At 71.4% G+C, this 23,537-nt stretch carries 21 protein-coding genes and 1 pseudogene; 8 read left to right on the top strand and 14 right to left on the bottom strand.

The window, feature by feature from the left end:
- Positions 1-23: 23 nt before the first annotated feature.
- The 3 genes from ACWEVP_RS40420 to ACWEVP_RS40410 all read right to left on the bottom strand — a co-directional run bounded on the left by ACWEVP_RS40420 (position 24) and on the right by ACWEVP_RS40410 (position 1,754).
- Positions 24-518, bottom strand: coding sequence for a roadblock/LC7 domain-containing protein (locus ACWEVP_RS40420; RefSeq protein WP_452067867.1), 495 nt, complete (start codon positions 516-518; stop codon positions 24-26).
- A complete protein-coding gene (locus ACWEVP_RS40415) occupies positions 515-883 on the bottom strand; it encodes a hypothetical protein (RefSeq protein ID WP_452067866.1) in 369 nt (122 codons plus the stop codon). Before ACWEVP_RS40415 ends, ACWEVP_RS40420 begins: the two co-directional genes overlap by 4 nt.
- 220 nt (positions 884-1,103) lie before the next feature.
- Positions 1,104-1,754: a DUF4230 domain-containing protein gene (locus ACWEVP_RS40410; protein WP_452067865.1), complete on the bottom strand. Its 651-nt coding sequence runs from the start codon at positions 1,752-1,754 to the stop codon at positions 1,104-1,106.
- 59 nt (positions 1,755-1,813) lie between these two features.
- Here ACWEVP_RS40410 and ACWEVP_RS40405 point away from each other — a divergent pair, with 59 nt between their 5' ends.
- Positions 1,814-1,957 carry a hypothetical protein gene (locus ACWEVP_RS40405; protein WP_452067864.1) on the top strand — a complete coding sequence of 48 codons (144 nt, stop codon included), beginning with the start codon at positions 1,814-1,816 and terminating at the stop codon, positions 1,955-1,957.
- Positions 1,958-1,978: 21 nt separating this feature from the next.
- On the opposite strand, the gene ACWEVP_RS40400 is transcribed toward ACWEVP_RS40405, so the two are convergent.
- Together ACWEVP_RS40400 and ACWEVP_RS40395 are read right to left on the bottom strand one after the other, a co-directional pair.
- The gene (locus ACWEVP_RS40400) at positions 1,979-3,346 is read right to left on the bottom strand and encodes an endo-1,4-beta-xylanase (protein WP_452067863.1); all 1,368 of its coding nucleotides are present in this window, start codon (positions 3,344-3,346) and stop codon (positions 1,979-1,981) included.
- Positions 3,347-3,355: 9 nt separating this feature from the next.
- Entirely contained in the window at positions 3,356-4,108 is a 753-nt protein-coding gene (locus ACWEVP_RS40395) for a GH12 family glycosyl hydrolase domain-containing protein (protein WP_452067862.1), read from the bottom strand.
- A 235-nt stretch (positions 4,109-4,343) separates the two neighbouring features.
- Here ACWEVP_RS40395 and ACWEVP_RS40390 point away from each other — a divergent pair, with 235 nt between their 5' ends.
- Both ACWEVP_RS40390 and ACWEVP_RS40385 read left to right on the top strand, forming a co-directional pair.
- On the top strand, positions 4,344-7,220 hold the full coding sequence (locus ACWEVP_RS40390; RefSeq protein WP_452067861.1) for a glycoside hydrolase family 9 protein: 2,877 nt from the start codon (positions 4,344-4,346) through the stop codon (positions 7,218-7,220).
- 119 nt (positions 7,221-7,339) lie between these two features.
- Positions 7,340-8,950, top strand: coding sequence for a long-chain fatty acid--CoA ligase (locus ACWEVP_RS40385; protein ID WP_452067860.1), 1,611 nt, complete (start codon positions 7,340-7,342; stop codon positions 8,948-8,950).
- Here the strand turns inward: ACWEVP_RS40385 and ACWEVP_RS40380 are convergent.
- Positions 8,947-10,611, bottom strand: a complete 1,665-nt coding sequence (locus ACWEVP_RS40380; RefSeq protein WP_452067859.1) for a helix-turn-helix domain-containing protein — start codon at positions 10,609-10,611, stop codon at positions 8,947-8,949. The genes ACWEVP_RS40385 and ACWEVP_RS40380 overlap by 4 nt on opposite strands.
- A 144-nt stretch (positions 10,612-10,755) precedes the next feature.
- On the opposite strand from ACWEVP_RS40380, the gene ACWEVP_RS40375 reads away from it, so the two are divergent.
- The gene (locus ACWEVP_RS40375) at positions 10,756-12,138 is read left to right on the top strand and encodes an MFS transporter (protein ID WP_452067858.1); all 1,383 of its coding nucleotides are present in this window, start codon (positions 10,756-10,758) and stop codon (positions 12,136-12,138) included.
- Between the two features lie 47 nt (positions 12,139-12,185).
- Complete coding sequence (locus ACWEVP_RS40370; protein ID WP_452067965.1) at positions 12,186-13,766, top strand: tannase/feruloyl esterase family alpha/beta hydrolase; 1,581 nt, start codon at positions 12,186-12,188, stop codon at positions 13,764-13,766.
- A gap of 41 nt (positions 13,767-13,807) precedes the next feature.
- Here ACWEVP_RS40370 and ACWEVP_RS40365 read toward each other — a convergent pair whose 3' ends face one another.
- Complete coding sequence (locus tag ACWEVP_RS40365; protein ID WP_452067857.1) at positions 13,808-14,422, bottom strand: TetR/AcrR family transcriptional regulator; 615 nt, start codon at positions 14,420-14,422, stop codon at positions 13,808-13,810.
- Between the two features lie 94 nt (positions 14,423-14,516).
- Between ACWEVP_RS40365 and ACWEVP_RS40360 the strand changes: the two genes are divergently transcribed.
- Positions 14,517-15,686, top strand: coding sequence for an alpha/beta hydrolase family protein (locus ACWEVP_RS40360; RefSeq protein WP_452067856.1), 1,170 nt, complete (start codon positions 14,517-14,519; stop codon positions 15,684-15,686).
- 266 nt (positions 15,687-15,952) lie between these two features.
- Positions 15,953-18,400: a glycoside hydrolase family 3 N-terminal domain-containing protein gene (locus tag ACWEVP_RS40355; protein WP_452067855.1), complete on the top strand. Its 2,448-nt coding sequence runs from the start codon at positions 15,953-15,955 to the stop codon at positions 18,398-18,400.
- A gap of 141 nt (positions 18,401-18,541) precedes the next feature.
- Here ACWEVP_RS40355 and ACWEVP_RS40350 read toward each other — a convergent pair whose 3' ends face one another.
- The 4 genes from ACWEVP_RS40350 to ACWEVP_RS40335 all read right to left on the bottom strand — a co-directional run bounded on the left by ACWEVP_RS40350 (position 18,542) and on the right by ACWEVP_RS40335 (position 21,205).
- Entirely contained in the window at positions 18,542-18,910 is a 369-nt protein-coding gene (locus ACWEVP_RS40350; RefSeq protein WP_452067854.1) for a hypothetical protein, read from the bottom strand.
- Between the two features lie 469 nt (positions 18,911-19,379).
- The gene (locus tag ACWEVP_RS40345; RefSeq protein ID WP_452067853.1) at positions 19,380-19,535 is read right to left on the bottom strand and encodes a hypothetical protein; all 156 of its coding nucleotides are present in this window, start codon (positions 19,533-19,535) and stop codon (positions 19,380-19,382) included.
- Between the two features lie 126 nt (positions 19,536-19,661).
- Positions 19,662-20,747: a spore photoproduct lyase family protein gene (locus ACWEVP_RS40340; RefSeq protein WP_452067852.1), complete on the bottom strand. Its 1,086-nt coding sequence runs from the start codon at positions 20,745-20,747 to the stop codon at positions 19,662-19,664.
- 11 nt (positions 20,748-20,758) lie between these two features.
- Positions 20,759-21,205 carry an ATP-binding protein gene (locus ACWEVP_RS40335; RefSeq protein WP_452067851.1) on the bottom strand — a complete coding sequence of 149 codons (447 nt, stop codon included), beginning with the start codon at positions 21,203-21,205 and terminating at the stop codon, positions 20,759-20,761.
- A 105-nt stretch (positions 21,206-21,310) separates the two neighbouring features.
- Here ACWEVP_RS40335 and ACWEVP_RS40330 point away from each other — a divergent pair, with 105 nt between their 5' ends.
- On the top strand, positions 21,311-22,156 hold the full coding sequence (locus ACWEVP_RS40330; protein ID WP_452067850.1) for a MerR family transcriptional regulator: 846 nt from the start codon (positions 21,311-21,313) through the stop codon (positions 22,154-22,156).
- Here ACWEVP_RS40330 and ACWEVP_RS40325 read toward each other — a convergent pair.
- The 3 genes and pseudogenes from ACWEVP_RS40325 to ACWEVP_RS40315 form a co-directional block, all read right to left on the bottom strand.
- A complete protein-coding gene (locus ACWEVP_RS40325; protein ID WP_452067849.1) occupies positions 22,121-22,414 on the bottom strand; it encodes a DUF3099 domain-containing protein in 294 nt (97 codons plus the stop codon). The genes ACWEVP_RS40330 and ACWEVP_RS40325 overlap by 36 nt on opposite strands.
- Positions 22,411-22,779: a hypothetical protein gene (locus ACWEVP_RS40320; protein WP_452067848.1), complete on the bottom strand. Its 369-nt coding sequence runs from the start codon at positions 22,777-22,779 to the stop codon at positions 22,411-22,413. The genes ACWEVP_RS40325 and ACWEVP_RS40320 overlap by 4 nt, the downstream gene beginning before the upstream one ends.
- Positions 22,776-23,537, bottom strand: a pseudogene (locus ACWEVP_RS40315) (cytochrome b); the annotation flags it as partial. The pseudogene ACWEVP_RS40315 and the gene ACWEVP_RS40320, both read right to left, overlap by 4 nt.

The following is a 23,537-nucleotide window of genomic DNA, read 5'->3' as shown; positions in this document are numbered from 1 at the left end:
CCGGCCCGGGATCCCCGCGCGGCTCACTGAGCCCGGCGCGTGGCCTTCGGCGGGGTGGCCTGGCGCAGCAGGGACAGCGCTTGCTTGGCGGCCAGCGTGAACAGCCCCATCGTGATGTCCGGCTCGCCGAACACGACGAGCAGGAGCGACGACTCGACGGGGAAGACGCAGACGTAACCGGAGCTGCCTTCGAACATCGCGGACCGGGACTCGCCGATCTTGGCCTGGGCGGCGAACTGCGTGGCGAGCCCGACGGCCGCGGCCGACATGGCGGCGACGCTGTCCGGCTCGATGCCGTCGTTGTCGTTGGCCAGGACCAGTCCGTCGTAGGTGGCCACGAGCAGCCCGGCAACCTGGTCGACCTGGCCGCGGATCCGGCGCAGCGCCTCCAGCGTCTGGCTCCGGTCGGGCGGCGGGCTCGCCACCGCCGGGTCGGGCGGCGGGCCGGCCTCCGCGGACGGCCGGCGGATCGGCAGCGGGCCGCCGGGGTACTGACCGTAGGTGTCGGCAGCCTTCATACGGAGAGACTGGACTCGATGCGCTTGAGGCTGTGCCGGGCGAGCGCGAGGTTCGCGCGTTCGCGGTCCAGCGCCAGGTACAGGAACAACGTCGAGTTCCCGCGCGCGGTCAGGGGCCGGATCAGGTGGTACTGGCGGTGCAGCGTGATGAGGATGTCCTCGATGGCGTCGTCGAGCCCGAGCGAAGCCATCACCCGCAGCTTCGCGCGGACGACCTCGGTGTTGCCGGCGGCGGCGACGTCCAGGTCGAGCCACTCGCCACCACCCGCCGAGCCGAGCGACATTCCGCTGTCGTAGTCGACGAGCGTCGCGCCGAGGGCGCCGGGAATGGACATCGCTTCTTTCAACGCCAGTTCGATCGTCATGGAAAAGGGGCCCTTTCGCTTGCGAAGGCATGTGACGTTATGTGTTCGCGAGGGCTTCCCGTACGACTGTTCGGAGCAACTTGAACACGGTTCGCGGCGGTAATTCTGCCGGGTCGCCGTGGATTCTTCTCACACAAGGTGAGCGGGCCGGCGATTCCTTTTCCGCACGGAATCGGCTGTCGCGGATCTGCAATTTGCAGGTCGCAAATCGCGTGACCGGTCAGCCGGTCGCGTTGTCCGCGTAGGTCACCGTGATGTTCTTGAACCCGAGCGACTGCAGCAGGCCGACCAGCATCGTCTTCGTGTTCCGCTCCGCGTCGGCCACCAGCGTGCTCTTGCCCGCCGCCTCCTGGATCTTTTTCTGGGCCAGTTCGTAGACTGCCTGCTGCGAATTCGGGTTGCCGTTCAGGAAGTCGCTGATCCGCGTGAAGAGACCCTGCTGCTGGGCGTACACATAGGACTCCTTGACGTCCAGGGTCGCCGGTTCCAGCTGGGCGTGGCCCAGCGTGATCGTCGCCGACAGGCGGTCGTCGGAGACCTTGACCGCGTCGCCCTTCAGCCGCGAGAAGTCCACATACGCGTTGTCCGTGCCGACGCCGACGAACATCGTGTCGCTGCCCGCGAGGAAGCTCGGCAGGATCGAGCTCGTCGTGATGTCGACGATCACCTGGAACGACCCGCTCGCCGCCTCGTAGCGGGACAGCTCGACGATCGACTGCAGCAGCACCGGACCCGAGCGCTCCTCGGTCTTCTCGGCGAACGGGTTGCGCAACTGGGGTAACAGGTGCACCGCCGACGCGACCAGCACCGCCACCGCCAAAAGCACCACTGCCACCCCGGCCGCGACCAGCCGCTTGCCCCAAGCACCCATGCCGGAAGGTTACCCAGGCCGGCGCGCGGTCAAGCGGGTGCGGCGGTACCGTGTCCGGTGTGCGCAAGTCCGTGTGGCTGTGGATCCTGGTGATCGTCGTCGTCATCGTGGTGCTGGGGCTGATCTTCGGCGGGTACCGCAAGGGCGAGAAGCTCGGCGCGCCCGGCCCGGTGGTGACTTCGAGCCTGAGCCGGGCGGCCTGAGCCCCTCGCGGAAATGGTGGATCAGCGGGCCGCGCAGGTTGCCGTGACGCCCTCGGCGCTGCCGGTGCCCTGGAAGCCGAACTCGGTGGACTGACCGGCCGCGACGCTGCCGTTGTAGCTCACGTTGGTCCAGGTCACCGCACCGCTGGTGCCACTGTTGGTGGCGCTCCAGCCGTTGGTGACGGCCGCGCCCGCCGGCAGGTTCGTCGTCACCGACCAGCCGCTGAGGGCACTCGACCCGGCCGTAACCCGCACGGTGGCCACGAATCCGCCGTTCCACGAGTTGAGCGACACCGAACTGCTGCAGCCGCTCGGCACCGGGGTCGTGGGTGTCGTCGGCGTGGTCGGGGTCGTCGGGGTCGTCGGGGTGGTGGGTGTCGTCGGCGTGGTGGTGGTGCCGCCGGCGTTCAGCGCGTCGAGGACGCTGGTGTACGCGGCCTTCTTGTTCCCGTTGCCGTCGAACAACAAGGGGTTCTCACCGGTGCGCCACGAGTCGGTGTCGCGGATGCCCCACACCGTGATCCCGGCGCAGCGGGAAACGGCCAGGCAGGCCCGGGTGACCGTGCCGTAGACCGCGGCCTGGTTCGACCCGGAGATGTCCAGCTCGGTGATCTGGACCTCGACGCCGAGGCTCGCGAACCGCTGCAGGTTGGCCTGGTAGTCGCCCGGCGCCGAGTTGCTGAGGTGCGACTGGAAGCCGACGCAGTCGATCGGCACACCGCGGGCCTTGAAGTCCTGCACCATGGTGTAGACGCCGGTGCTCTTCGCGTTGACGCCGTCGGTGTTGTAGTCGTTGTAGCAGAGCTTCGCGCCGGGGTCGGCCGCCCGCGCCGCGCGGAACGCGGCTTCGATCCAGTCGTTGCCGGTGCGCTGCAGGTTCGAGTCCCGCCGTCCGCCGCTCCCGCCGTCGGCGAAGGCTTCGTTCACGACGTCCCAGGCGTAGATCTTGCCCTTGTAGTGGGTGGCGACCTGGGTGACGTGGTTGATCGCGGCCTGGCGCAGCGCGGACCCGCTGAGCCCCTGGGCCCAGCCCGGTTGCTGCTGGTGCCACAACAGAGCGTGGCCGCGGACCCGTTTGCCGGTGCTGACCGCCTGGTTCAGGATGCGGTCGCCGCCGGAGTAGGAGAACTGGCCCTGGTTGGGCTCGGTCGCGTCCCACTTCATCTCGTTTTCCGGCGTGACCATCGAGAATTCACGGTCGAGGATGCCGACGTAGGTGGAGTCCCCGAGCTTCCCGGCCGAGACGGCGGTGCCGAAGTACCGGCCGGTCTGGGCGGCCGAGGCGCCGAGCGTCGAGGCCGCCCCGGCCGAGGTGGCGAGCACCAGCGAAATCCCGAGCGACACGGCCAGGAACGACGATGCGAGCGCTGCGCGCGATGCGGTTTTCATGATCCCACCTCAACCGATGGAAGCCGAGAAGGAGTTGACCGCGAGGCCGACGCCGCCGCTCCACGGCTCGAACCCGGCCTGGATGCTGGTCAGGTACCAGGACCGGTCGACCCGGGTGCGGTTGTCGACGTCGTTCACGAAGTCCATGACGTTGAACGACCAGCCCGAAATGGCGGACTGGGCCACGTAGGACACCACGTCGTTGCCGCCGTTGTTGCCCTGCCACACTTCCCAGCCCCGGCCGCCGATGGTCGTCGTGCCGACCCGGCCGCCGACCGGCTGCACGCCGCCGACCCGGTTGAACCAGATCATCAGCTCCATCTGGTTGACCCCGTTCGTCTTCGCGGTCGGGTCCATCCAGATGTCGTAGGAGGCGTCGAAGGTCGAGCCGCCGACGTAGGTGTAGGAGATCGAGGAGGGCGCGCTGCCGATCCGGCTCAGCTGCCGCGGCAGGGGGGAGCCGGGGGAGCAGTTGCCGTAGTGGCAGCCCAGGTAGACCGCCGGGTACGACAGCGGGGCTCCGCCGCTGGTCGAGCCCTGCTGGGTCTGGATCCGGAACCCGCTGCCCGTGACGTTGATGCACTGCTGGGCGCTGCTGCCCCACCGGTTGTTCATGACCACGTACCGGCCGCCGATCGTGGTCGAGCCGTACTGGTCGCAGATCAGGGTGTCCGCGTGGGCGGCAGGCGCCGTGCCGACGACCGGGGCCAGCAGGCCGGCCGTGAACAGTGCTACCGCGGACAGGGCGTGCTTCAGTTTCACGTGCCGCCTCCACCTCGTCGTGGGGAACGCTTCTGGGAGCGCTCTCAGCTCGTACCGGTTCCGATGAAACCACACGGGAACCGACGAGCAAAGACCCGAGCGGTGATCAATTCACGGGCACCCCGCGAAAGTTTCGCCGCGATTGCCAATCGCGCGGGGCAGCGGTTACCGTCGGCTGGGAGCGCTCTCAGTCCGGATCACCATCAGTACGCCGACGAAGACGAGGAGATGGCGAATGCGGGCAAGAAAGCTGCGGGCCGGACCGGCCCTGCTGGTCGCGGTGGCGCTCGGGCTGGCGGGAGGTACCGCGCCCGCGTCCGCCGCGGACTACGAGCGCCTGCTCAACGGTACGTTCTCCAGTGGCACACTCGACCCGTGGTGGGCCGGGTCGGGCACGACCGGCCACGTCACCGCGGGGGAGTTCTGCGCCGACGTCCCCGGCGGCACGGCCAACGGCTACGACGCCCTGGCCGGCCAGAACGGGGTGCCGTTCGAGGCGGGGCAGCAGTACACCCTGACGTTCGACGCGCACGCGACGACCGCCCAGCAGATCTCCGCCGTCGCGGGCGAAGCCGTTTCGCCCTACCGGCAGATCTCGCGGACCGACCTGACGGTGACGCCCTCGACCCAGCACTTCAGTGTAACTTTCACGTCCACTTTGGACTTTCCCGCCGCGGGCAACGGGCAGCTGGCGTTCTGGTTCGGTGGCCAGGCCGCCGCGAACACCGTGTGCCTGGACAACATCTCGCTCATCGGCGGCGTCGTCCCGCCCGGTGGCCTGCCGCCGACCAGCGGCATCCGCGTCAACCAGGAGAGCTACGCGCCCGGCCTGCCCAAACGGGCCACGCTGATCAGCGACTCGACGACCGCGCAGACCTGGACGCTGAAGAACGCCGCCGGCACCGCCGTGGCGACCGGCCAGACCAGGCCGCGGGGCGCGGACGCGGCCTCCGGCGAGAACGTGCACGAGATCGATTTCTCCGCCTACGACACCGCCGGCACCGGCTACACGCTCAGCGTCGGGTCCGAGACCAGCTTTCCGTTCGACATCTCCACCGCCGGACCGGAGAAGCTGAGGTACGACTCGCTCGCGTTCTTCTACCACCAGCGCAGCGGGATCGCGATCGACGCCGCCTACGTCGGTGCCGGCTACGCGCGGCCCGCCGGGCACGTCAACGTGGCGCCGAACCAAGGTGACGACAACGTCCCCTGCCGGTCGGACCTGAACTGCGGCTACACCCTCGACGTGCGCGGCGGCTGGTACGACGCCGGCGACCACGGCAAGTACGTCGTCAACGGCGGCATCGCCGCGTGGCAGCTGCTCGACGAGTACGAGCGCGCGGTGCGCCTCGGTGACGCGAGCGCCTTCGGCGACGGCAAGCTGGCGATCCCGGAGCGCGCCAACGGGGTGCCGGACATCCTCGACGAAGCCCGCTGGGAAGTCGACTTCCTGCTCTCGATGCAGGTGCCGGACGGCAAACCGAACGCCGGCATGGTGCACCACAAGATCCACGACGCGCAGTGGACGGCCCTGCCGACCCGGCCCGACCAGGACAGCCAGCCGCGCCGGCTGTCCGCACCGAGCACGGCGGCGACGCTGAACATGGCCGCGGTGGCCGCGCAGGCGTCCCGGTCGTGGGCGACGATCGACCCGGCGTACTCGGCGAAGCTGCTGGCCGCGGCCGAGAAGGCTTACGCGGCGGCGAAAGCGAACCCGAACGTCCTGGCCGACCCGAACGACGGCACCGGCGGCGGCACCTACAGCGACAGCACCGTGACCGACGAGTTCTACTGGGCCGCCGCGGAACTGTTCGCCACCACCGGCAAGAGCGCGTACCGCACCGACGTCACCGGCTCGTCGCTCTACCGCGGGAAGAGCTTCACCACGCACGGCTTCGACTGGGCGTCGACGGGCGCGCTCGGCGACATCACGCTGGCCCTGGTGCCCACCGACCTGCCCGCGGCGGACGTCGCCGCGACCAGGACGGCGATCACCACGACCGCGGACAGCCACCTGGCGCAGCTGGCGACCATGGGCTACCCGGCGCCGTACCGGACGGCCGACGGCACGTACGAATGGGGTTCCAACGGCCTGGTGGCCAACAACGGTGTCGTGCTCGCGCTGGCGTACGACTTCACCAAGCAGGACAAGTACCGCGACGGCGCGTTCGCGGCCATGGACTACCTGCTCGGCCGCAACCCCGCGAACTACTCCTACGTCGCCGGCCACGGCGACCAGCCGGTGCGCAACGTGCACCACCGGTTCTGGGCGCACGAGCTGGACGCGTCACTGCCGACCGCTCCGCCCGGCGCGCTGTCGGGTGGGCCCAACAGCGGCCTGCAGGACCCGACCGCGGCCCGGCTGCTCGCCGGGTGCGCGCCGCAGCGCTGCTTCGTCGACGACATCCAGGCGTACTCGGTGAACGAGGTCGCGATCAACTGGAACTCCGCGCTGGCCTGGCTGTCCGGCTGGGTCGCGGAGAAGACGTCGTCCACTGTGGACACGACGGCGCCCGCCGCGCCGGGTACCCCCGCCGTGTCCGCGGTGACGAGCGGCGGCGCCACGGTGACCTGGCCGGCGGCCGCGGACCCCGAAAGCGGCGTCAAGAGCTACGACGTGGTCCGCGTGGCGGGTTCGGCCCGCACGGTCCTCGCCGCCGTCCCCGGTACGACGGCGACGCTCACGGGACTCGCGCCGTCGACCGCGTACCAGGTGGTCGTCGTCGCTCGCAACGGCGCGGGCCTGACGAGCGCGGACTCACCTTCGGCGCAGTTCACGACCCTGCCCGCGACCCCGGCGGGCGGCTGTGCGGTGACGTACGCGGCGAACACGTGGAACGGCGGGTTCACCGCGGCCGTCACGGTGAAGAACACCGGCACGACGGCGTGGACGAGCTGGAAGCTGGGCTTCACCTTCCCGGGCACCCAGAAGGTGACGCAGGGCTGGTCGGCGACCTGGGCGCAGTCGGGCGCGAACGTGACCGCGGCGTCCCTGCCCTGGAACGGTTCGCTGGCCCCGGGCCAGTCGGCGTCGATCGGCTTCAACGGCAGCTACACCGGCAGCAACACCAACCCGGCGGCCTTCACCGTAGACGGGAGGACGTGCGGCTGAGTGGAGGTAGCCGACACCGGAGAGGGCGGAGGAGTGGGATCTTCCGCCCTCTTCTCCCGCCCGTGACCGCGCTTAAGGTCGTGCCCTGCCGGGGAAACCGACGACCGAAAGAGACGATCATGGACGGGCTGATGCAGCCGCGGCCGCTCACCATCGCCCACATCGTGGACCGGGCCGAGCGGCTCTTCGCGCACAAGGAAATCGTGACGCCGGACGAACGGCGCACGTACGCCGACGTGCTCGGCGACGTCCGCCGCCTCGCCGCGGCGCTGGCCGCCCTGGGCGTCCCGGAAGGCGCGCGCGTCGGGACGTTCGCGAGCAACACCCGCCGCCACCTGGAGCTCTACCTCGCCGTGCCGGCCACCAAGCGGGTGCTGCACTCGATCAACATCCGGCTCTCGGCGGAGCACCTCGAGTACATCGTCGGCCACGCCGAGGACGACGTGGTGTTCGTCGACCGCGGGCTGCTCCCGCGCATCTGGCCGAGCGCCGGGAAGCTGCCGAAGGTGCGGCACTGGGTGGTGCTGCCCGACGGCACCGACGAGGAGATCCCGGCGGATCCCCGGATCCTGGACTACGACGCGCTGGTCTCGGACGCGGAGCCCTTCGCGGGTTCGTTCGAAGCCGCGTTCACGCTCGCGGACGAGAACCTCGCGTCCGGGCTGTGCTACACCTCGGGGACGACCGGGCCGCCCAAGGGCGTGCTCTACAGCCACCGGTCGACGGTCCTGCACTGCCTGGGAACCCAGGCCGCCGGCCTGATCGGGCTCTGCGAAAGCGACGTCGTCCTGCCGATCGTGCCGATGTTCCACGCCAACGCGTGGGGCCTGCCCTACGGAGCGATGATGGCGGGGGCGTCGCTGGTGCTGCCCGGCGCGTCGGCGGAACCGGCGCACCTGCTGGGGTTGATGGCGGCCGAGCGGGTGACCGTCGCCGGCGCCGTCCCCACGGTCTGGACCAGCCTCGCGCCCGAACTGGGCGCGTACGACCTGAGCGCGACGCGGTTCCTGCTCGGCGGCGGCTCCGCCGTGCCCCCAGCACTGTCGGAGACCTACCGGGCCGCGATCGGTGTCCCCATCACCCATTCCTGGGGGATGACCGAGATCAGCCCGGTCGGGGTCATCGGCGGTGTGCGTACCCAGCACCAGGGGCTGACCGAGGACGAACAGGTGACCGTGCGGGCCGCCCAGGGGCAGCCGCTGCCGCTGGTGAACGTGCGGATCGTCGACGTCGAGACCGGCGACGAGCTCCCGTGCGACGGCCGCGCCGTCGGCGAGCTGCAGGTCGCGGGCCCGTGGGTGGCCGGCGGCTACTTCCGGGTGGACGCCCCCGGCAGCTTCACCGCCGACGGCTGGCTGCGCACCGGCGACCTGGCCACCATCGACGGCGAGGGCTACCTGCGGCTGGTGGACCGGATCAAGGACCTGATCAAGTCCGGCGGCGAGTGGATCTCCTCGGTCGAGCTCGAGGCCGCGATCGCGGCGCACCCCGACGTCGTCGAGGTGGCGGTGATCGGCCGCCCGGACCCGCGGTGGATGGAACGGCCCGTCGCGTACGTCGCCTTGCGCGAGGGCAGCGCGACCACGGCCGGCGACCTCCTGCGGCACCTGACGCCGCTGGTCGCGAAGTGGTGGCTGCCCGACGAATTCGTGTTCATGCCCGCGTTGCCGAAGACGGGCACCGGGAAGCTCTCCAAGCTCGACCTGCGGGAGGCGCAGCGGATCGCCTAGGAGATCCCGGCGCGCAGCCGGTGCAGGCGCAGGCCCAGCTGCAGCTCCAGATCGTTGCCCTGCCGCCAGTCGAAGCCGAGCACGCCGCCCGCGCGGTCCAGCCGCTTGAGCAGCGTGTTGACGTGGACGTGCAGCGCCCGCGCCGTCGCCGCGACGTTCGCGCGGTGGTCGTAGTACGCCCCGAGCGTCTCCACGAGCTCGGTGCCGCGCTGCCGGTCGTAGTCCAGCAACGGGCCGAGGGAGCCGGCCAGGAACCGGTCGAGCTCCCCGGCGCGCTCGGCGTCGAACACCATGGCGTACAACGCGTATTGCCGCGTCGTCGCGCCCGTGTCGGTGTGCCCGAGCGCCCGCAGCACCGCGCCGCAGCGGCCCGCCAAGGAGAACGCGCGGGACCAGTCGTGGCCGGCCGCCCGCTCGCCGACGACCAGAACCGGCGCGCCGAGCGTGCGGCGGAGTCTGCTGTGGACTTCCGCCACCAGCTCTTCCCCGTCGGCGGCGGGGAGCAGCATCGTGGCCCGGCCCAGGTGCTCGCCGGCCAGGCCGCCGTGGTCGCGGGCGACGTCGTGCAGGTGGCGGGCCAGGTCCGTCGGCGCCACCGCGGGGGAGTCCGCCACGACGACCAGGTCCAGGCGGTCGGCGTCGATGCCGCGGGCGCGGGCCCGGGTGCGCTGGGCCGGGCTGATCCCCGGGCTGCCGACCATCAGCTCGGTCAGCAGCTCGCCGCTCACCCGCTCGCCGGCCTCGGCGACCGCCCGCTCCTTGAGGATGAGCAGCCCGAGGATGTGGGTGGCCCGCTCCAGCGTGCGCAGGTCGGTGTCGTCCGGAACGCCGTCCCGGCGCCACGCCAGCGCGCCCAGGTAGCTGTCGCCCGCCTGGATCGCCGCCACACTCAAGCCGGCGGCGACCGTGCAGCGCCCCGAGCGCCGCGCTTCTTCGACGAGGCCGGCCAGCTCGATCTCGCCCGCGCGGTCGAGGAGCGTGACGCGGCCGCCCAGCTGGTCGGCGAGCAGCTGCGCGACGTCGTCCGGAGTGCCACCGGCCAGCACGACCCCGGTCAGTGCTTCGTGGATCGCCTGCGCCCGTTCGATCTTCCGGTACGCGCCCTGCAGCTCCTGCAACGCGGTCCGGCTCGCTTCGTAGAGCCGGGCGTTGTCGAGAGCGACCGCGGCGTGGTCGGCGAACGCGTTCAGCAACGCGATTTCGTCGGCCTGGAACGACCTTTCGGAGCGGTACGCGGCGAACAGCGCGCCCACCGCCTCACCCCGGATGACCAGCGGGACGCCGAGGAGCGCGACCAGGTCTTCGGTCCCCACCAGCCGGTCGAAGTCCGGGTCGTGCTGGATCAGCGTCGAGGACGCGTAGTCGCGCACCCAGTGGGGGCTCCGCGAGGCCAACACCTTGCCGCCGAGCCCCACCGTCGCCGGGATGGCCGCCGCGAGGAACTCGGCGGAGATCGTGCCGTCCGACGCGCGGGCCGACAGCCTCCCGTCCGCGCCGACCAGCGAGAGGTAGGTGAAGTCGGTGCCGATCAGGTCGTGGGCGTGGTGGACGATCGACTGCAGGACCTCGTCCAGCCCGCCGAGTGCGGTGAGGGACTTGACGGTCGCGTACAACGAGGCCAGTTCGCGCTGCCGCCGCGCGAGCGAACCCGGCTCGGTCACGGCACCCTCCTCCTCGCGATCGGGTGGACGAAAGGCCCACCGGCCCGCCGTGAGGAGTGGGTGGTCCACACCTCATCGGCAGCGTAACGGCGTCCTAGCATCACCGCCATCACCAGGCTGCGCTCAACGACGAAGGCGGCACCCATGGCAATCCCGCTCACCCAGCCCGACGGCCAGTCCGGCTCCGACGTGGCGAAAACCCGGCCCCGGGCCTTCCGCAAGCTGCTGGCCGCCGGGCTCGTCGGAAGCTCGATCGAGTGGTACGACTTCTTCCTCTACGGCACCGCGGCCGCGCTGGTGTTCCCCAAAGTGTTCTTCCCGCATTCCTCGGCGCTGACCGGCACCCTGCTCGCCTTCAGCACGTTCTGGGCGGGGTTCGTGGCCCGGCCGATCGGCGGCGTGCTCGCCGGGCACCTCGGGGACCGGTACGGGCGCAAACCGGTGGTCGTCGCCTGCCTGGCGGTGATGGGGGCGGCGACCTTCCTGATCGGCTGCCTGCCGACCGCGGCCGCCGTCGGCCCGCTGGCCCCGATCCTGCTGGTCATCCTGCGCTTCGTCCAGGGACTCGCGACCGGCGGCCAGTGGGGCGGCATCATCCTGCTGCTCACCGAATCCGCCGGGCCGAAACGCCGGGGCTTCGCCGGCACCTTCGGCCAGACCAGCGTTCCGGTGGCCGTGATCATCTCGAACCTGATCTTCGTCGCCACCAGCGGCCTGATGCCGGACGCCGCGTTCCTGTCCTGGGGCTGGCGGATCCCGTTCCTGCTCAGCGTTCTCATGTTCGCGGTCGTCCTCTACATCCAGGCCAAGGTCGAAGACACGCCCGAATTCCTCGAGCTGCAGAAGGAAGCGGCGAAGTCGGACGACGAAGTGGTGGCCCGCGCGCCGCTGGCGCAGGTCGTGCGCACCAAGTGGGGGACGATCCTGCTCGGCTGCGGGCTGCTGTCGGCCACCAACAGCCTGTTCTACGTCAGCATCTCCGGGCTGCTGAGCTACGGCACGGGGACGCTCGGGCTCAAACGCGACGCCCTGCTGGCCGTCGTGCCGCTGGCGTCGGCGGCGATGCTGGCGACCATCCCGTGGTCCGGGCACCTCTCGGACAAGATCGGCCGCCGGCCGCTGATCCTCGTCGGCGGCCTGGGCGTCGCCCTGTGGGGCTTCCCGTACTTCGGGCTCGTCGGCACCAAGTCCCTGCCGCTGATCTTCGTCGCGGTGGCGGTCGGGTTCGTGTTCCAGTGCCTCACCTACGGCCCGATCGCGAGCTTCCTCAGCGAGCTCTTCGCCCCGGCCGTGCGGTATTCGGGCGCGTCGCTGGCCTACCAGCTCTCGGCGATCATCGTCAGCGGCGGGACGCCGTTCCTGATGACCGCGCTCATCGCGGACACCGGCAGCACGCTGCCGGTCGCCGGCTACATCACGCTGATGGGGCTGATCACCTTCGCCAGCGCGTGGTTCCTGCCCGAGACGAACCCCGCTTCGGTCCGGGAAGACCCGGCAGCCGTGCCGGGCGCGCACCTCTACCGCTGAACTCCCGAAAGGAGACCGGAGTGCGGAAGTTCTCCCTGTTCGCCGCGGTGCTGGTGGCCGGCGCGTCCGTGGTCGCCGGAGCCGGGCCCGCCACCGCCACGACGACGTGCGCCGAGCTCGCCGGGCTGACGATCCCGGCGTCGGCGATGAGCCTGCCGACCACCGGCGGCCGCGTCACGTCGGCGTCGGTCGTGGCCGGTCCGGCCGGCGACTACTGCCGGGCCGACGCCGACCTCTTCCCGGTCGACCCGGCCGCGCCGTCGATCAAGATGCGCGTCGCGCTGCCGCGCGAGTGGAACCGCAAGGCGCTGATGTTCGGCGGGGGCGGCTACAACGGGACGATCCCGGACGTGGCGTCGAACGTGCCGTTCGGCCCGGCCGACCGGCCGGTGCCGCTGGCCCGCGGCTATGCGACGTTCGCGAGTGACTCGGGGCACCAGCAGAACCCGGCGTCCCCGCCGTCGCTGGACGGCTCGTTCGGCGCGAACGACGAGGCCCTGGTCAACTTCGCGGCCGGGGACGCCTTGAAGAAGACGCGGGACGCCGGCCTGTTCCTTATCCGGCGGACCTACGGGACCTCGCCCGCCGAGACGTTCTTCGCGGGCGGGTCGACCGGCGGCCGCGAAGCCCTGAACGTCGCGCAGCGGTGGCCGGCCGCGTTCGACGGTGTCATTTCCGCGTTCCCCGCCTGGAACAACATGGCGGAGATCCTGGACCTGGGTCACCTGACGCAGATCCTGTCGAAGCCCGGCGCGTTCCCGGGACCGGACAAGCAGAAGCTGTTGTACACCAGCGTGATCCAGGCGTGTGACGGTCTGGACGGTGTCCGCGACCGGATCGTGTCGAACCCCGGCGCGTGTCACTTCGATCCGCGCGTGCTGCGGTGCCCGGGCGGGGCGGACGCCGGTCCGGCGTGCCTGTCGGACGCGCAGATCGGGGCGGTGCAGGCGATGTCGTCGCCGTTCCGGTGGCCGTACCCGATCGCCAGCGGGGAAACGCAGTACCCGGGCTTCCCGTTCCTGTCGGGCGCGGACATGAGCACGCCGTTCCTCGGCTTCGGGACGACGGCCCCGGCGAACCCGATGCCGGTGACGAGCGGCTACGGGCCGCAGTACTGGGACCAGTGGGTCAAGTACTTCCTGACGCGGGATCCGCAGTACCGCTCGCTCGACGTGGATCCCCGGCACCCCGGGAAGTGGCTCGGCCGGATCAGCGAGCTGTCGAAGATCGAGGACCGCAACAACGCGGACCTGCGCCCGTTCGCCCGGGCGGGCGGCAAGCTGATCCTGCTGCACGGCGCGGCGGACGAGCTGGTGTCGCCGTACTCGACGAGCGACTACTACGAGCGGGTGCGCTCGGTGGCCGGGCCGCGGGCGACCGACGCGTTCCTGCGGTACTACGTGATACCGGGCGCGAACCACGCCAACTTCGGCACGCCCGCCTTCGCCGCCTCCTGGGACTCGCTCACGGCGCTCGAAAGCTGGGTCGAGAAAGGACAGTCGCCGGCGAACCCGGTGGCGACGGACTTGGCGCACGCCCGGACCCGGCCGCTGTGCGCGTACCCGGGGTGGCCCCGGTACCGCGCGGGCGACCCGGACAGCGCGTCGAGCTACGTCTGCACCCGCTGACGGGAGTCATCTGGTAAGGCCACGACCCCGGTCGTGAGCGGTCACGCCGCCGCCGCCTTCAGGGCCGCCTCGATCGCCCGCGCCAGTGTTTCCAGGTACCGGTCGCCGATCGGGCCCTTGAGCACGAGCATCCGGAAGGCCAGCGGTGCGATCAGCAGATCGATGCCCAGCTCGACATCCAGGCCGGGCGGGAGCTCACCGCGGTCGATCGCGACCCGCAGGATCGCGCCGGCCGCCGCTCGGCGCGGCGCGGCCACGTCGTTCTGGAGTACTTCGGCGAGGGCCGCGTCGTGGGCGGCTTCGGCGAGCAGCCCGGCCCCGATCCGGGTCACGAGCGGATGGTCCAGCTGAGCGCGGAAGGTCGCGAACAGCTCGCGCAGGTCGGTGCGCAGCGCGCCGGTGTCCGGCACCGGCGGCAGCGCGCCGGTGACCTTGTCGCGGATCAGCTCGGCCAGCATCGCCTGCTTCGACGGCCACCGCCGGTACAGCGCGGCCTTCCCGACCCCGGCGCGCCGGGCGACCGCGTCCATCGACGTCCGCGCGTATCCCGTCTCGGCCACCTCGGCGAACGCCGCCTCGGTGATCGCGTCGGTCACCTGCTTCCGCAGCACCGCGCCGCCGGTCACCGGCCGGGGCCCGTCTTCGCTCGTCGCCATGCCACCGAGTGTAGCGACGGAACGGTTGCGTTCCATTGCGCGGCTTGCTACAACGGAACGAGACCGTTCCGTTCGTAATCTGCGGAGGCATCCGATGAAGTTCCTCTTCGACGACGAGTCCTTCTCCTTCGAAGCCCTGCGCGCCGCCGGGTACGCCGCCTACGCCGGCGCCGACCTCGGCGAAGTCCTGGTCACCTGCCGGGAGATCCCCGAAGGCGACGAGGCAGCCTGGTCGACGCGGTGGGCCGCGACCGCCGCGCGGATCGAGGGCGTCGGCCGCGACGCACTGGCCGCCGGGCACCGGGTCAGCGCGCGGGAGGCGCTGCTGCGGGCGTCCAACTACTACCGGGTCGCCGACTTCTACCGCCGCGACGACCCCGCGCACGACCCGGAGTCCGCGCGGCTCGCTGAAGCCGCCCAGCGGACCTTCGCCGACGCCGCGCCGCTGCTGGACACCCCGGCCCGCGCGCTCACCATCCCGTACGAGGACACCACCCTGCCCGCGTACCTGTTCCTGGTCGACGACTCGGGCACCCCGCGCCCGACGGTGCTGTTCCACGGCGGGTTCGACTCCATCCTGGAGGAGAGCTACTTCGCCATCGCCGTGGGCGCGCTGCGGCGCGGCTACAACGTCCTCGCCTTCGACGGCCCCGGCCAAGGCGCCCCGCTGCGCCGGCAGGGCCTGCACTTCCGGCCCGACTGGGAGGCGGTGGTCACCCCGGCCGTCGACCTCGCCCGGAGCCTGTCCGAAGTGGACAACGACAAGATCGCCCTGATCGGCATGAGCATGGGTGGCTACCTCGCCGGCCGCGCGGCCGCCTTCGAGCACCGCGTCGCCGCGTGCGTGCTCTACGACGGGGTCTACGACCTGCACGAGCCCTTCGTCGCCGTCGCCGCGCAAGCGGCGTCGGCTCCGGGCGGGCTCGACGCGCTGATCGCGGAGAACACCGCGGCGCGCTGGGTCGTCCGCAACGGCAAGTGGACCTTCGGGGTGCCGACCTTCGACGAGGTGGTGGCGGCGACCAAGGGCTACACCATGGCCGGGATCGCCGACCGCATCACCTGCCCGACCCTGGTCCTCGACGCCGAGAACGACCAGTTCTTCGCCGGCCAGCCCCAGCGCGTGTTCGACGAACTGACCTGCCGGAAGGAGCTGATCCTCTTCCGCGAGGACGAAGGCGCCGGCGAACACTGTCACGAAGGTGCGCTGTTCTTGTTCCACCAGCGCACCTTCGACTGGCTCGACACCGTCCTCGGCGCCTGAGCAAGCGCTTGCGGCCCGGGCCGGGCACCGGCCTCGATCTGTCCGAAGTGGACGCGCCGACGGCGGCTGGGGCACCGGCCGACACCGGCGGCCGGTGGTCCGGGCCGGTGCGTCCGACGGCGGAGTCACGGGATACCGCTTACTTCGAGGTGGGCGCGGACGCGCATCCGGCCGCCGTTCGGCGCTTTACAGCCCGGCGGAAGGTGCCTACGGTGCGCTCGCACCCTTGCGGCCGGCCCGCGCCGACCACGGTTGAAGGAGGTCAGGTGTTCCGTAACCACAGACGTAGTACCCGCGCCACCGTCACGGTGCTCGCGGCGGCGGTCTCCCTCGCGGTTTCCGCGTTCACCGCCAGCAGCAGTGCCGCCATCGACCCGGGCGCCGCGCCCTGGCTGGACACCCATCGCCCGGTACCGGCCCGGGTGGAGGCCCTGCTCCGCGCGATGACGCTGCCCGAGAAGGTCGGCCAGATGGACCAGCAACTGGTCACCACGCTGACCGATTCGAACAGCGCGACGTGCGGGAACAACGGATTCACCCTGCCCAACCCCGAATGCATGCGGAAAATCCTGATCGACGCCCACGTCGGCTCGATTCTCGCGGGTGGTACCGAGAATCCGGTCGACACCACGGGCAAGGGCGGGGTGGGCAACACCGGCTACGACTGGGCCACCGAGTACAACATCATCCAGCAGTTCGCGATCAAGAATTCGCGCCTGCACCTTCCGGTGGTGTTCGGCGTCGACGCGGTGCACGGCTTCGGCCACCCGTGGCAGGCGCCGCTGTTCCCGCAGTCCATCGGCATGGGCGCCACCTGGGACCCCGCGCTCGCCCAGGCCGGCGGCAAGGTGACCGCGGACGCCCTGCGTGCCACCGGCTGGACCTGGAACTTCGCGCCGGTCCAGGACATCGCGCGCGACAACCGGTGGGGCCGCACCTACGAGACGTGGGCCGAGCAACCGGTCCTGTCGGCCGCGATGGGCGCCGCGAACATCAAGGGCATGCAAGCGCCCGGCAGGCGCGGTGGGCTGAACGTCAGTGCGACGGTCAAGCACTTCGCCGGCTACTCGCAGTCGGTCAACGGCCACGACCGGGCCGAGGCGCTGCTCCCGATGAACTACCTCCAGACGACGATCCTGCCGCCGTACGCGGCCGGGATCGACGCGGGCGCCGGGACCGTGATGGTCAACTCCGGTTCGATCAACGGCGTTCCCGCCACTTCATCGCACTACCTGCTGACCGACGTCCTGCGCGACCAGCTGCACTTCCAGGGTGTCGTGATCAGCGACTACCAGGACGTCACCGCGTTGCAGACCGCCTACCACATCGCGGCGGACCTGCCGGGCGCCATCGCCGCCGCCGTGAACGCGGGCGTCGACATGAGCATGCAGGTCGCCGACCCGGCGGGCTGGCAGGCCGCGATCCTGCAGGCCGTCGACACGGGCAGGATCTCGCGCGCGCGAATCGACCAGGCCGTCCGCCGCATCCTCACGCTGAAGTTCCAGCTCGGCCTGTTCGACCAGCCGTGCGTGGCCGACCCGGCGAAACCGTGCGTCGACGCGAACGCCGCGAACGCCGCCGTCACCGCGGGCCGCGACCAGACGGTGAAGGCCGCGCGGGAGTCGATCACCCTGCTGCGCAACGAGAACAACGCGCTGCCGTTGCCGGCCGGCGCGAAGGTCGTGGTGACGGGCCCGAGCGCGGATTCGATGACCAACCAGCTCGGCGGCTGGAGCGTGAGCTGGCAGGGCGTGGCCGGTGCCGGGCACGTGTGCTGCATGGGCCCGGACAACCAGATCCCGCCGGGCACCACCGTGCTGGGCGGCATCCGGGCGGCGAACCCCGGCGCGGTCTACGCGCCGGACCAGGCCAGCGCCGTCGCGGCCGCGCCGGACACCAGCGCCTACGTGGCGGTGGTGGGGGAGAAGGCGTACGCGGAAGGGCTGGGCGACAACCCGGCGCCGGCCCTGGCGCCCGACCAGCAGGCGCTCATCTCGGCGCTGGAGGCGACCGGCAAACCGGTGGTCGTCGTGGTCGTCGCGGGCCGGCCGGTCGGGCTGGGCCCGGCGGAGAAGGCGAACGCGGTGCTGATGGCCTACCAGGGCAGCACGGAAACCGGCACGGCGGTGGCGGACGTGCTGTTCGGCAAGGTGAACCCCGCGGGCAAGCTGCCGATCAGCTGGCCGTCCGACGCGCCGGCCGTCGGCGCCGACTTCGCCGGCACGGCCCCGTCCCCGCTGGGCGATCAGCCGAAGTTCTTCGACCAGCTGCCCAGCACCGCGTCCGGGCCGGGCAACGCGTACAACCCGCAATTCCCGTTCGGCTACGGCCTGTCGTACACGACGTTCACCCACACGAACCTGTCGGTGACGCCGAAGGTCGCCCGTAACGGCACGGCCACCGCGACGTTCACCGTCACCAACACGGGGAACCGCGCGGGGACCGACGTCGTACCGGTGTACGTGGCACAGCCGGTGAGCCCGGTGGTCGTTCCCCCGCAACGGCTGGTCGGCTTCGCGCGGGTGACGCTCGACCCGGGCCGGTCGCAGGTGGTGCGCGTGTCCTTCCCGGCGGCGACGCTGGCCGAAAGCGCGCCGGACATCAACGCGTCCGGCCCGCCCGCGGTGGTACCGGGCGATTATGTGGTGCAGCTGGACAAGAACAGCACGACACCGTACGCGGTGGACGTGTCGGCGCCGTTCGCGATCCAGTAGCGAAGGCCGGCCGGGAGCAGGGCGCTGCTCCCGGCCACGGGGGTCGGGCGGCGGGTGCGCTCCACAGTGGACCCGCGCCTCGACCCCGCCGAGCCGGTCGGCACGCAGCCGTTCCCACGGCGAGCCGGAACCGTGCTCGTGCTACACCTGCAGGTCGGCTTCGATGCGTTTCAGCTCGTGGCGGGCCAGCCCGAGGTTGGCCCGTTCCCGGTCCAGTACCAGGTACAGGAACAGCGAATTCCTCGACGATTTCAGCAATCGGATCAGGTGGTACTGGCGGCGCAGCGTGATCAGGATGTCTTCGATGCCGTCGTTGAGCGACAGCGACGACATCATCCGCAGTTCCGACCGCACGACCTCGGTGTTGCCGGCGGCGGCGACCTCCAGGTCCAGCCAGTCGCCACCGCCGGCGGTGCCGAGCGGCATCCCGCTCTCGTAGTCGACCAGCGCGACGCCGACGGCGCCGACGATCGACATGGCTTCCTTCAATGCGATCTCTATGCTCAACATCTTGGTTGCTTCCCTTCCCCGACCCGGTTTTCTGCGCGGTCACCCCTGGCGTTATCACCGGAGTGAGGGCTTACCTCGATGATTTCAGGCATGCGGATTGCTCTTCGGCCCGCAACGCTACCGGCAGCATTACTTCCGGCCAATCAACGTGCCGGAGTAATTGTGGGCATTACACGATCGGGTGAAATGGCGGCAAGGCAATTCGATCGAGGTTCTTTGATCACGTGCATTCCGGCGCCGATGTATCCGATTCTCCGTCACGGGGGTGACGTGCCGAGACGGGACCGCCCGCGGACGCCGGTTCGGGGGAGGGCCGGCGGTGGAAGCGTTCCGCCCGGCCGCACGCCGCGGGAGCGCGGACACGCTGCGCGACGGAGCCGCGGGCCGCCGTCGCCGGTTCGGCCCACCACTCGGTGTCATCGGCCCGCGAACCGGGCCGGAAGCCGGAGCTCCCGGCCCGGTGCCCGGCTCAGTACCAGTGCGCGCGGCCGCCGATCTTGCGGCCGGTTCCGCCGAGGATCGCGAGGACGACGCCCGCGACGGCGAGCACGGTGCCGATCGTGTACAGCACCGGGATGCCGATGAGGAAGCCGAGGATGATCAGGATGACGCCGAGGACGATCACGGTGGGGAGCTCCTTTTCCGGGGAATCGCCACCCCTGGGCGGGTGGCGGCTCGCTTCGAGCGCGGAGGTACCCGGACACCCCCGTCGGTCAAACAGGCGTTCTCATCCGGACGGCTGGACGGCCCCTCAGAAGGCGTAACGGATCCGGAGGTAAGGCGCGCGCTCGGCGACGATGCCCAGCAGTTCGTCGAGCAGCGCCCGCTTCCGGCCGGCGCGGTAGCGGACGTTGATCCCGCCGCCTTCGCTGCGCTTGGTCTCCTGCAAGTCGGGCCGCCACAGCACTTGCTCGGCCTTCGGGTGCCAGCCGAGGTTGACCTCGTGCAGTGCGCGGTTGTGGGTCAGCATGACGACCTCGGCGGCGAGCTGGGCCTTGGTGGCCTCGGCCGTGGCGTCCCCGAGGTCGGCCAGCAGTTCGGCCCAGTCCGCCTGCCAGCCCGGATACACCACGACCGGGCTGAGGTTGACGTGGACCTCGTAGCCCGCCTCGACGAAGTCGTCGAGGGCGCGCAGGCGTTCGGGGACCGGGCTGGTCCGCAGGTCCAGCAGCTTCGCCGCCCGCGCGGGCATCAGGGAGAACCGGACCCGGGTGCGGCCGCGCGGGGACAGGTCGAGCAGGCCGCGGTTGACGTACTTGGTGGCGAAACTCGCCTTCGCCGTGGGCCGGCGGGCGAACAGCTCGACCAGGTCGGCGACGTTGTCGCTGACCAGGGCGTCGACCGAGCAGTCGGAGTTCTCGCCGATGTCGTAGACCCACGCGTCCGGGTCGCACTGGTTGGGCTCGGTTTTCGGGCCCTGCCGGGCGATGTGGCGCGCGAGGTACCCGGTGATCCGGTCGATGTTGGCGAAGACCGTGATCGGGTTCGAGTAGCCCTTGTGCCGCGGGACGTAGCAGTAGGCGCACGCCATCGCGCAGCCGTTGGCGGTCGACGGCGCGATGAAGTCGGCGGAGCGCCCGTTCGGGCGCGCGGTCAGCGACTTCTTGGTCCCCAGCACGAGGGCCTCGCGCTTGATGCGCACCCAGCGCCGGACGTTGGTCTCGTCGCCGTGCAGCTCGGGGATCTGCCAGTGGCCGGCGACCTCCACGCGGGTGGCATCGGGGAACCGGGCGAGCACCTGCCGGCCGCGGGGCAGTTCGGCCGCGGCGGGTTCGAAGTAGATGCGCGACGGGGACAGCAGCCGGTCGCGCTCGACGTCGGAGGGAGTGGTGGACACGGGGCTCCAGGTTACGGGGACCGCCAGGGCAGCAGGGCCCAGACGGTCTTCTCGGTGGCGTTCTGGTCGACCCCCCAGTCGAGGGCGAGGGAGGACACCACCGCGAGGCCGGTGCCGTACCCGTGGGCGCCGTCGCGGATGGCCGCGAGCGTTTGCGTCCGCCGCGGTGCCGCGTCGGTGACCTCGAGCAGGAGCCCCCGGTGGTGGCGGGTGTAGCACAGCCGCAGCGGGACGCCGGTGTGCTCGCGGGCGTTGGCGACCAGCTCGTCGGCGACGAGCACCGCGTAGCCCAGCGCGGCCGTGGGGACCGCGCCGAACGCGAGCCGGGCGGCGAGCCACCGGCGGATCACCTGGGCCTCCGGGCCGGGCCGGAGGTCGACGACGCCTTCGGCGGCCTCGGCGACCCGCGCGCAGAGGCGGCCGACCTGGGTGGTCACCCACCGGTGTTCGGTGTCCATCGGGCCCCTTTCGATCCGAATGCGATCCAGAGTGGGCTTTCGCGGCGGTCGAAGACGGCCTGACCGGCGATTCCGTGATTCAATACGCGTCCAGAAGGAGGCCGGATGAGCCGGAACGCCGGACCGCGGCCGCTCAGCTCGAGCGAGGTGGCGCGGACGCTGGGGGTGTCGCAGGTGACCCTGCGCACCTGGGAGCAGCGGTACGGGATCGGGGCCGCCGAGCGCGAGGCCAACGGGCGGCGGCGGTACACGCCCGAGGACGTCGAGCGGTTGCGCCGGATGCGGGCGCTGCAGGCCCAGGGGACCAGCGCGCGCGACGCCGCCCGGCTGGTGCTGGCGCGCTCGGCCGCCGAGGTGACGGCCGGGCAGCGCCGGCAGCGCCTCGCCGAAGTGGCCGAATCGCTGGACCTGCCCACGATGGGCGGCCTGGTCGACGACGCGCTCGGCAGCCTGGGCGTGGCGAAGACCTGGACCGAGGTCGTCGCGCCGGTGCTGCGCGCCATCGGGGAGCGGTGGGCGCAGCTCGGCGACCGCACCGCCATGGCCGCGGAGTGGGCCCTGGCGACGGCGACGTCCGCGGCGCTGGACCGGTACCCGGTGCCGGCGCGGCCGGGCCGGGCTCCGGTGCTCTTCGTGTGCGGCCCGGCGGAGCGCCACGAGCTGCCGGTCAAGGTGCTGAGCGCGGCGCTGAACGACGACGGCGCGCCGGCGACGTTCCTGGGCGGCCTGGTTTCGCTCGACGTCCTTCGCGTGGTGGCCGGCCGCTTCACGCCGGCCGGCGTGGTGGTGTGGTCGATGACGTCGCAGTCCGCGGACGTGCGGATCCTGCGCACCCTGCACGCCGACGGGGTGCCGGTGCGCCCGGCCGGTCCCGGGTGGCGCGGCCTGCCGATCGTGGGGGAGCCGGTGCCGGCGTCATTCACGGCGGCCCTCGCGGCCTTCTCCGGGTGACAGCGCGGGCCGCGCGAGGTGCCGGACGGCGTGTTTGCGCCGCACCGGGACGTCGTTGGCGATGAGCACCGCGGCCCACGGCAGCGGCACGGACACCGCCAGGAACGCCAGGGCCAGCCACCAGACGTGCGCGGTGAGCCCGGCGAGGACCAGGCACGGGATCCGGCAGGCCATCATCACTACGTACTTGCGGCGCCGGGCGGCGAGCTGCTCGTCGGCCGACGGCGCGGCGGTGGTGATCACGGCGGGTTTGGTCACGAAACCACCTTTGCTCCACTGTGGACGGCGAGCACGGCCAGCGGCCCGGCGACGTTCTCCAGGACCTGCACGACCATCGGCCCCGGCTGCCCGGGGAAGTGCGCGACCGCGGTCCAGAGCGAGCCGGCGAGCAGGATGCAGGCGAGCACCGAGCCGACGGTGATCGCGGTGCCGCGCAGCCGCCGGTCGTGGCTGTCCACGATGGTCAGCAGCAACGCACCGTGGACGGTCAGCGCCACCCCGGCCGCCACCGCGGGGGAGTCCAGGGGCAGCCACCCGAAGCTGGCCGTGGTGGCGAACGCGGACAGCAGCGCCGCGCCCGCCGCGCACCCGGCCGCCAGGCGGGTGGTGGCCGTGACGGTCATCGGCGCCCCCGGTCCAGGGCCCGCGTCTCCTCGGGCGGGTCCGGCGTCAGCAGCGAGCCCGGGACGGCGTGCCCCCCGGAGCCCAGCTTGTTCATCTTCTTCGGCACCGGCGCGCCCTGGTACTCGAGCGGCGTCGCGGCCAGTGGCTGGTGGATCTCGATGAACTCACCGTGCGGCAGCCGCTTTATGATGCCGGTTTCGACGCCGTGCTCCAGCACCTCGCGGTCGGCCCGCTGCAGGCCGACGCACAGCCGGTAGGCGAAGAAGTAGGCCAGCGGTGGCCCGACGAGCAGGCCGATCCGGCCCGCCCACGTCAGAGCGTTGAGCGAGATGTCGAACTGGACGGCGAGGATGTCGTTGAAGCTGGACAGGGTGAGCACGAGGAAGAACGTGATCGCCATCGCGCCCAGCGCCGTGCGGACCGGGACGTCACGCGGCCGCTGGAGCAGGTTGTGGTGCGCGGTGTCGCCGGTGAGCCGGCGTTCGATGAACGGGTAGCTCAGCAGGAGCGTGACGAGCACGGCGATGCCGATCGCGCCGGCGAAGAACACCGGCGGCACGGTGTGGTCGCCGAGGTAGACCTCCCACGGCGGCCACACGCGCAGCAGGCCGTCGGCCCACCCCATGTACCAGTCCGGCTGGGACCCGGCGGACACCTGGGAAGGGTTGTAGGGGCCGAAGTTCCACACCGGGTTGATCTGGAACAGCCCCGACATCAGCGCCAGCACCCCGACGACGAGGGTGAAGAACGCGCCGCC

It is taken from the genome of Amycolatopsis sp. NPDC003865 (genome assembly GCF_053605345.1).
The sequence above is the reverse complement of the archived record's forward strand: the minus strand, read 5'-3'. Positions and strand labels throughout refer to the sequence as shown.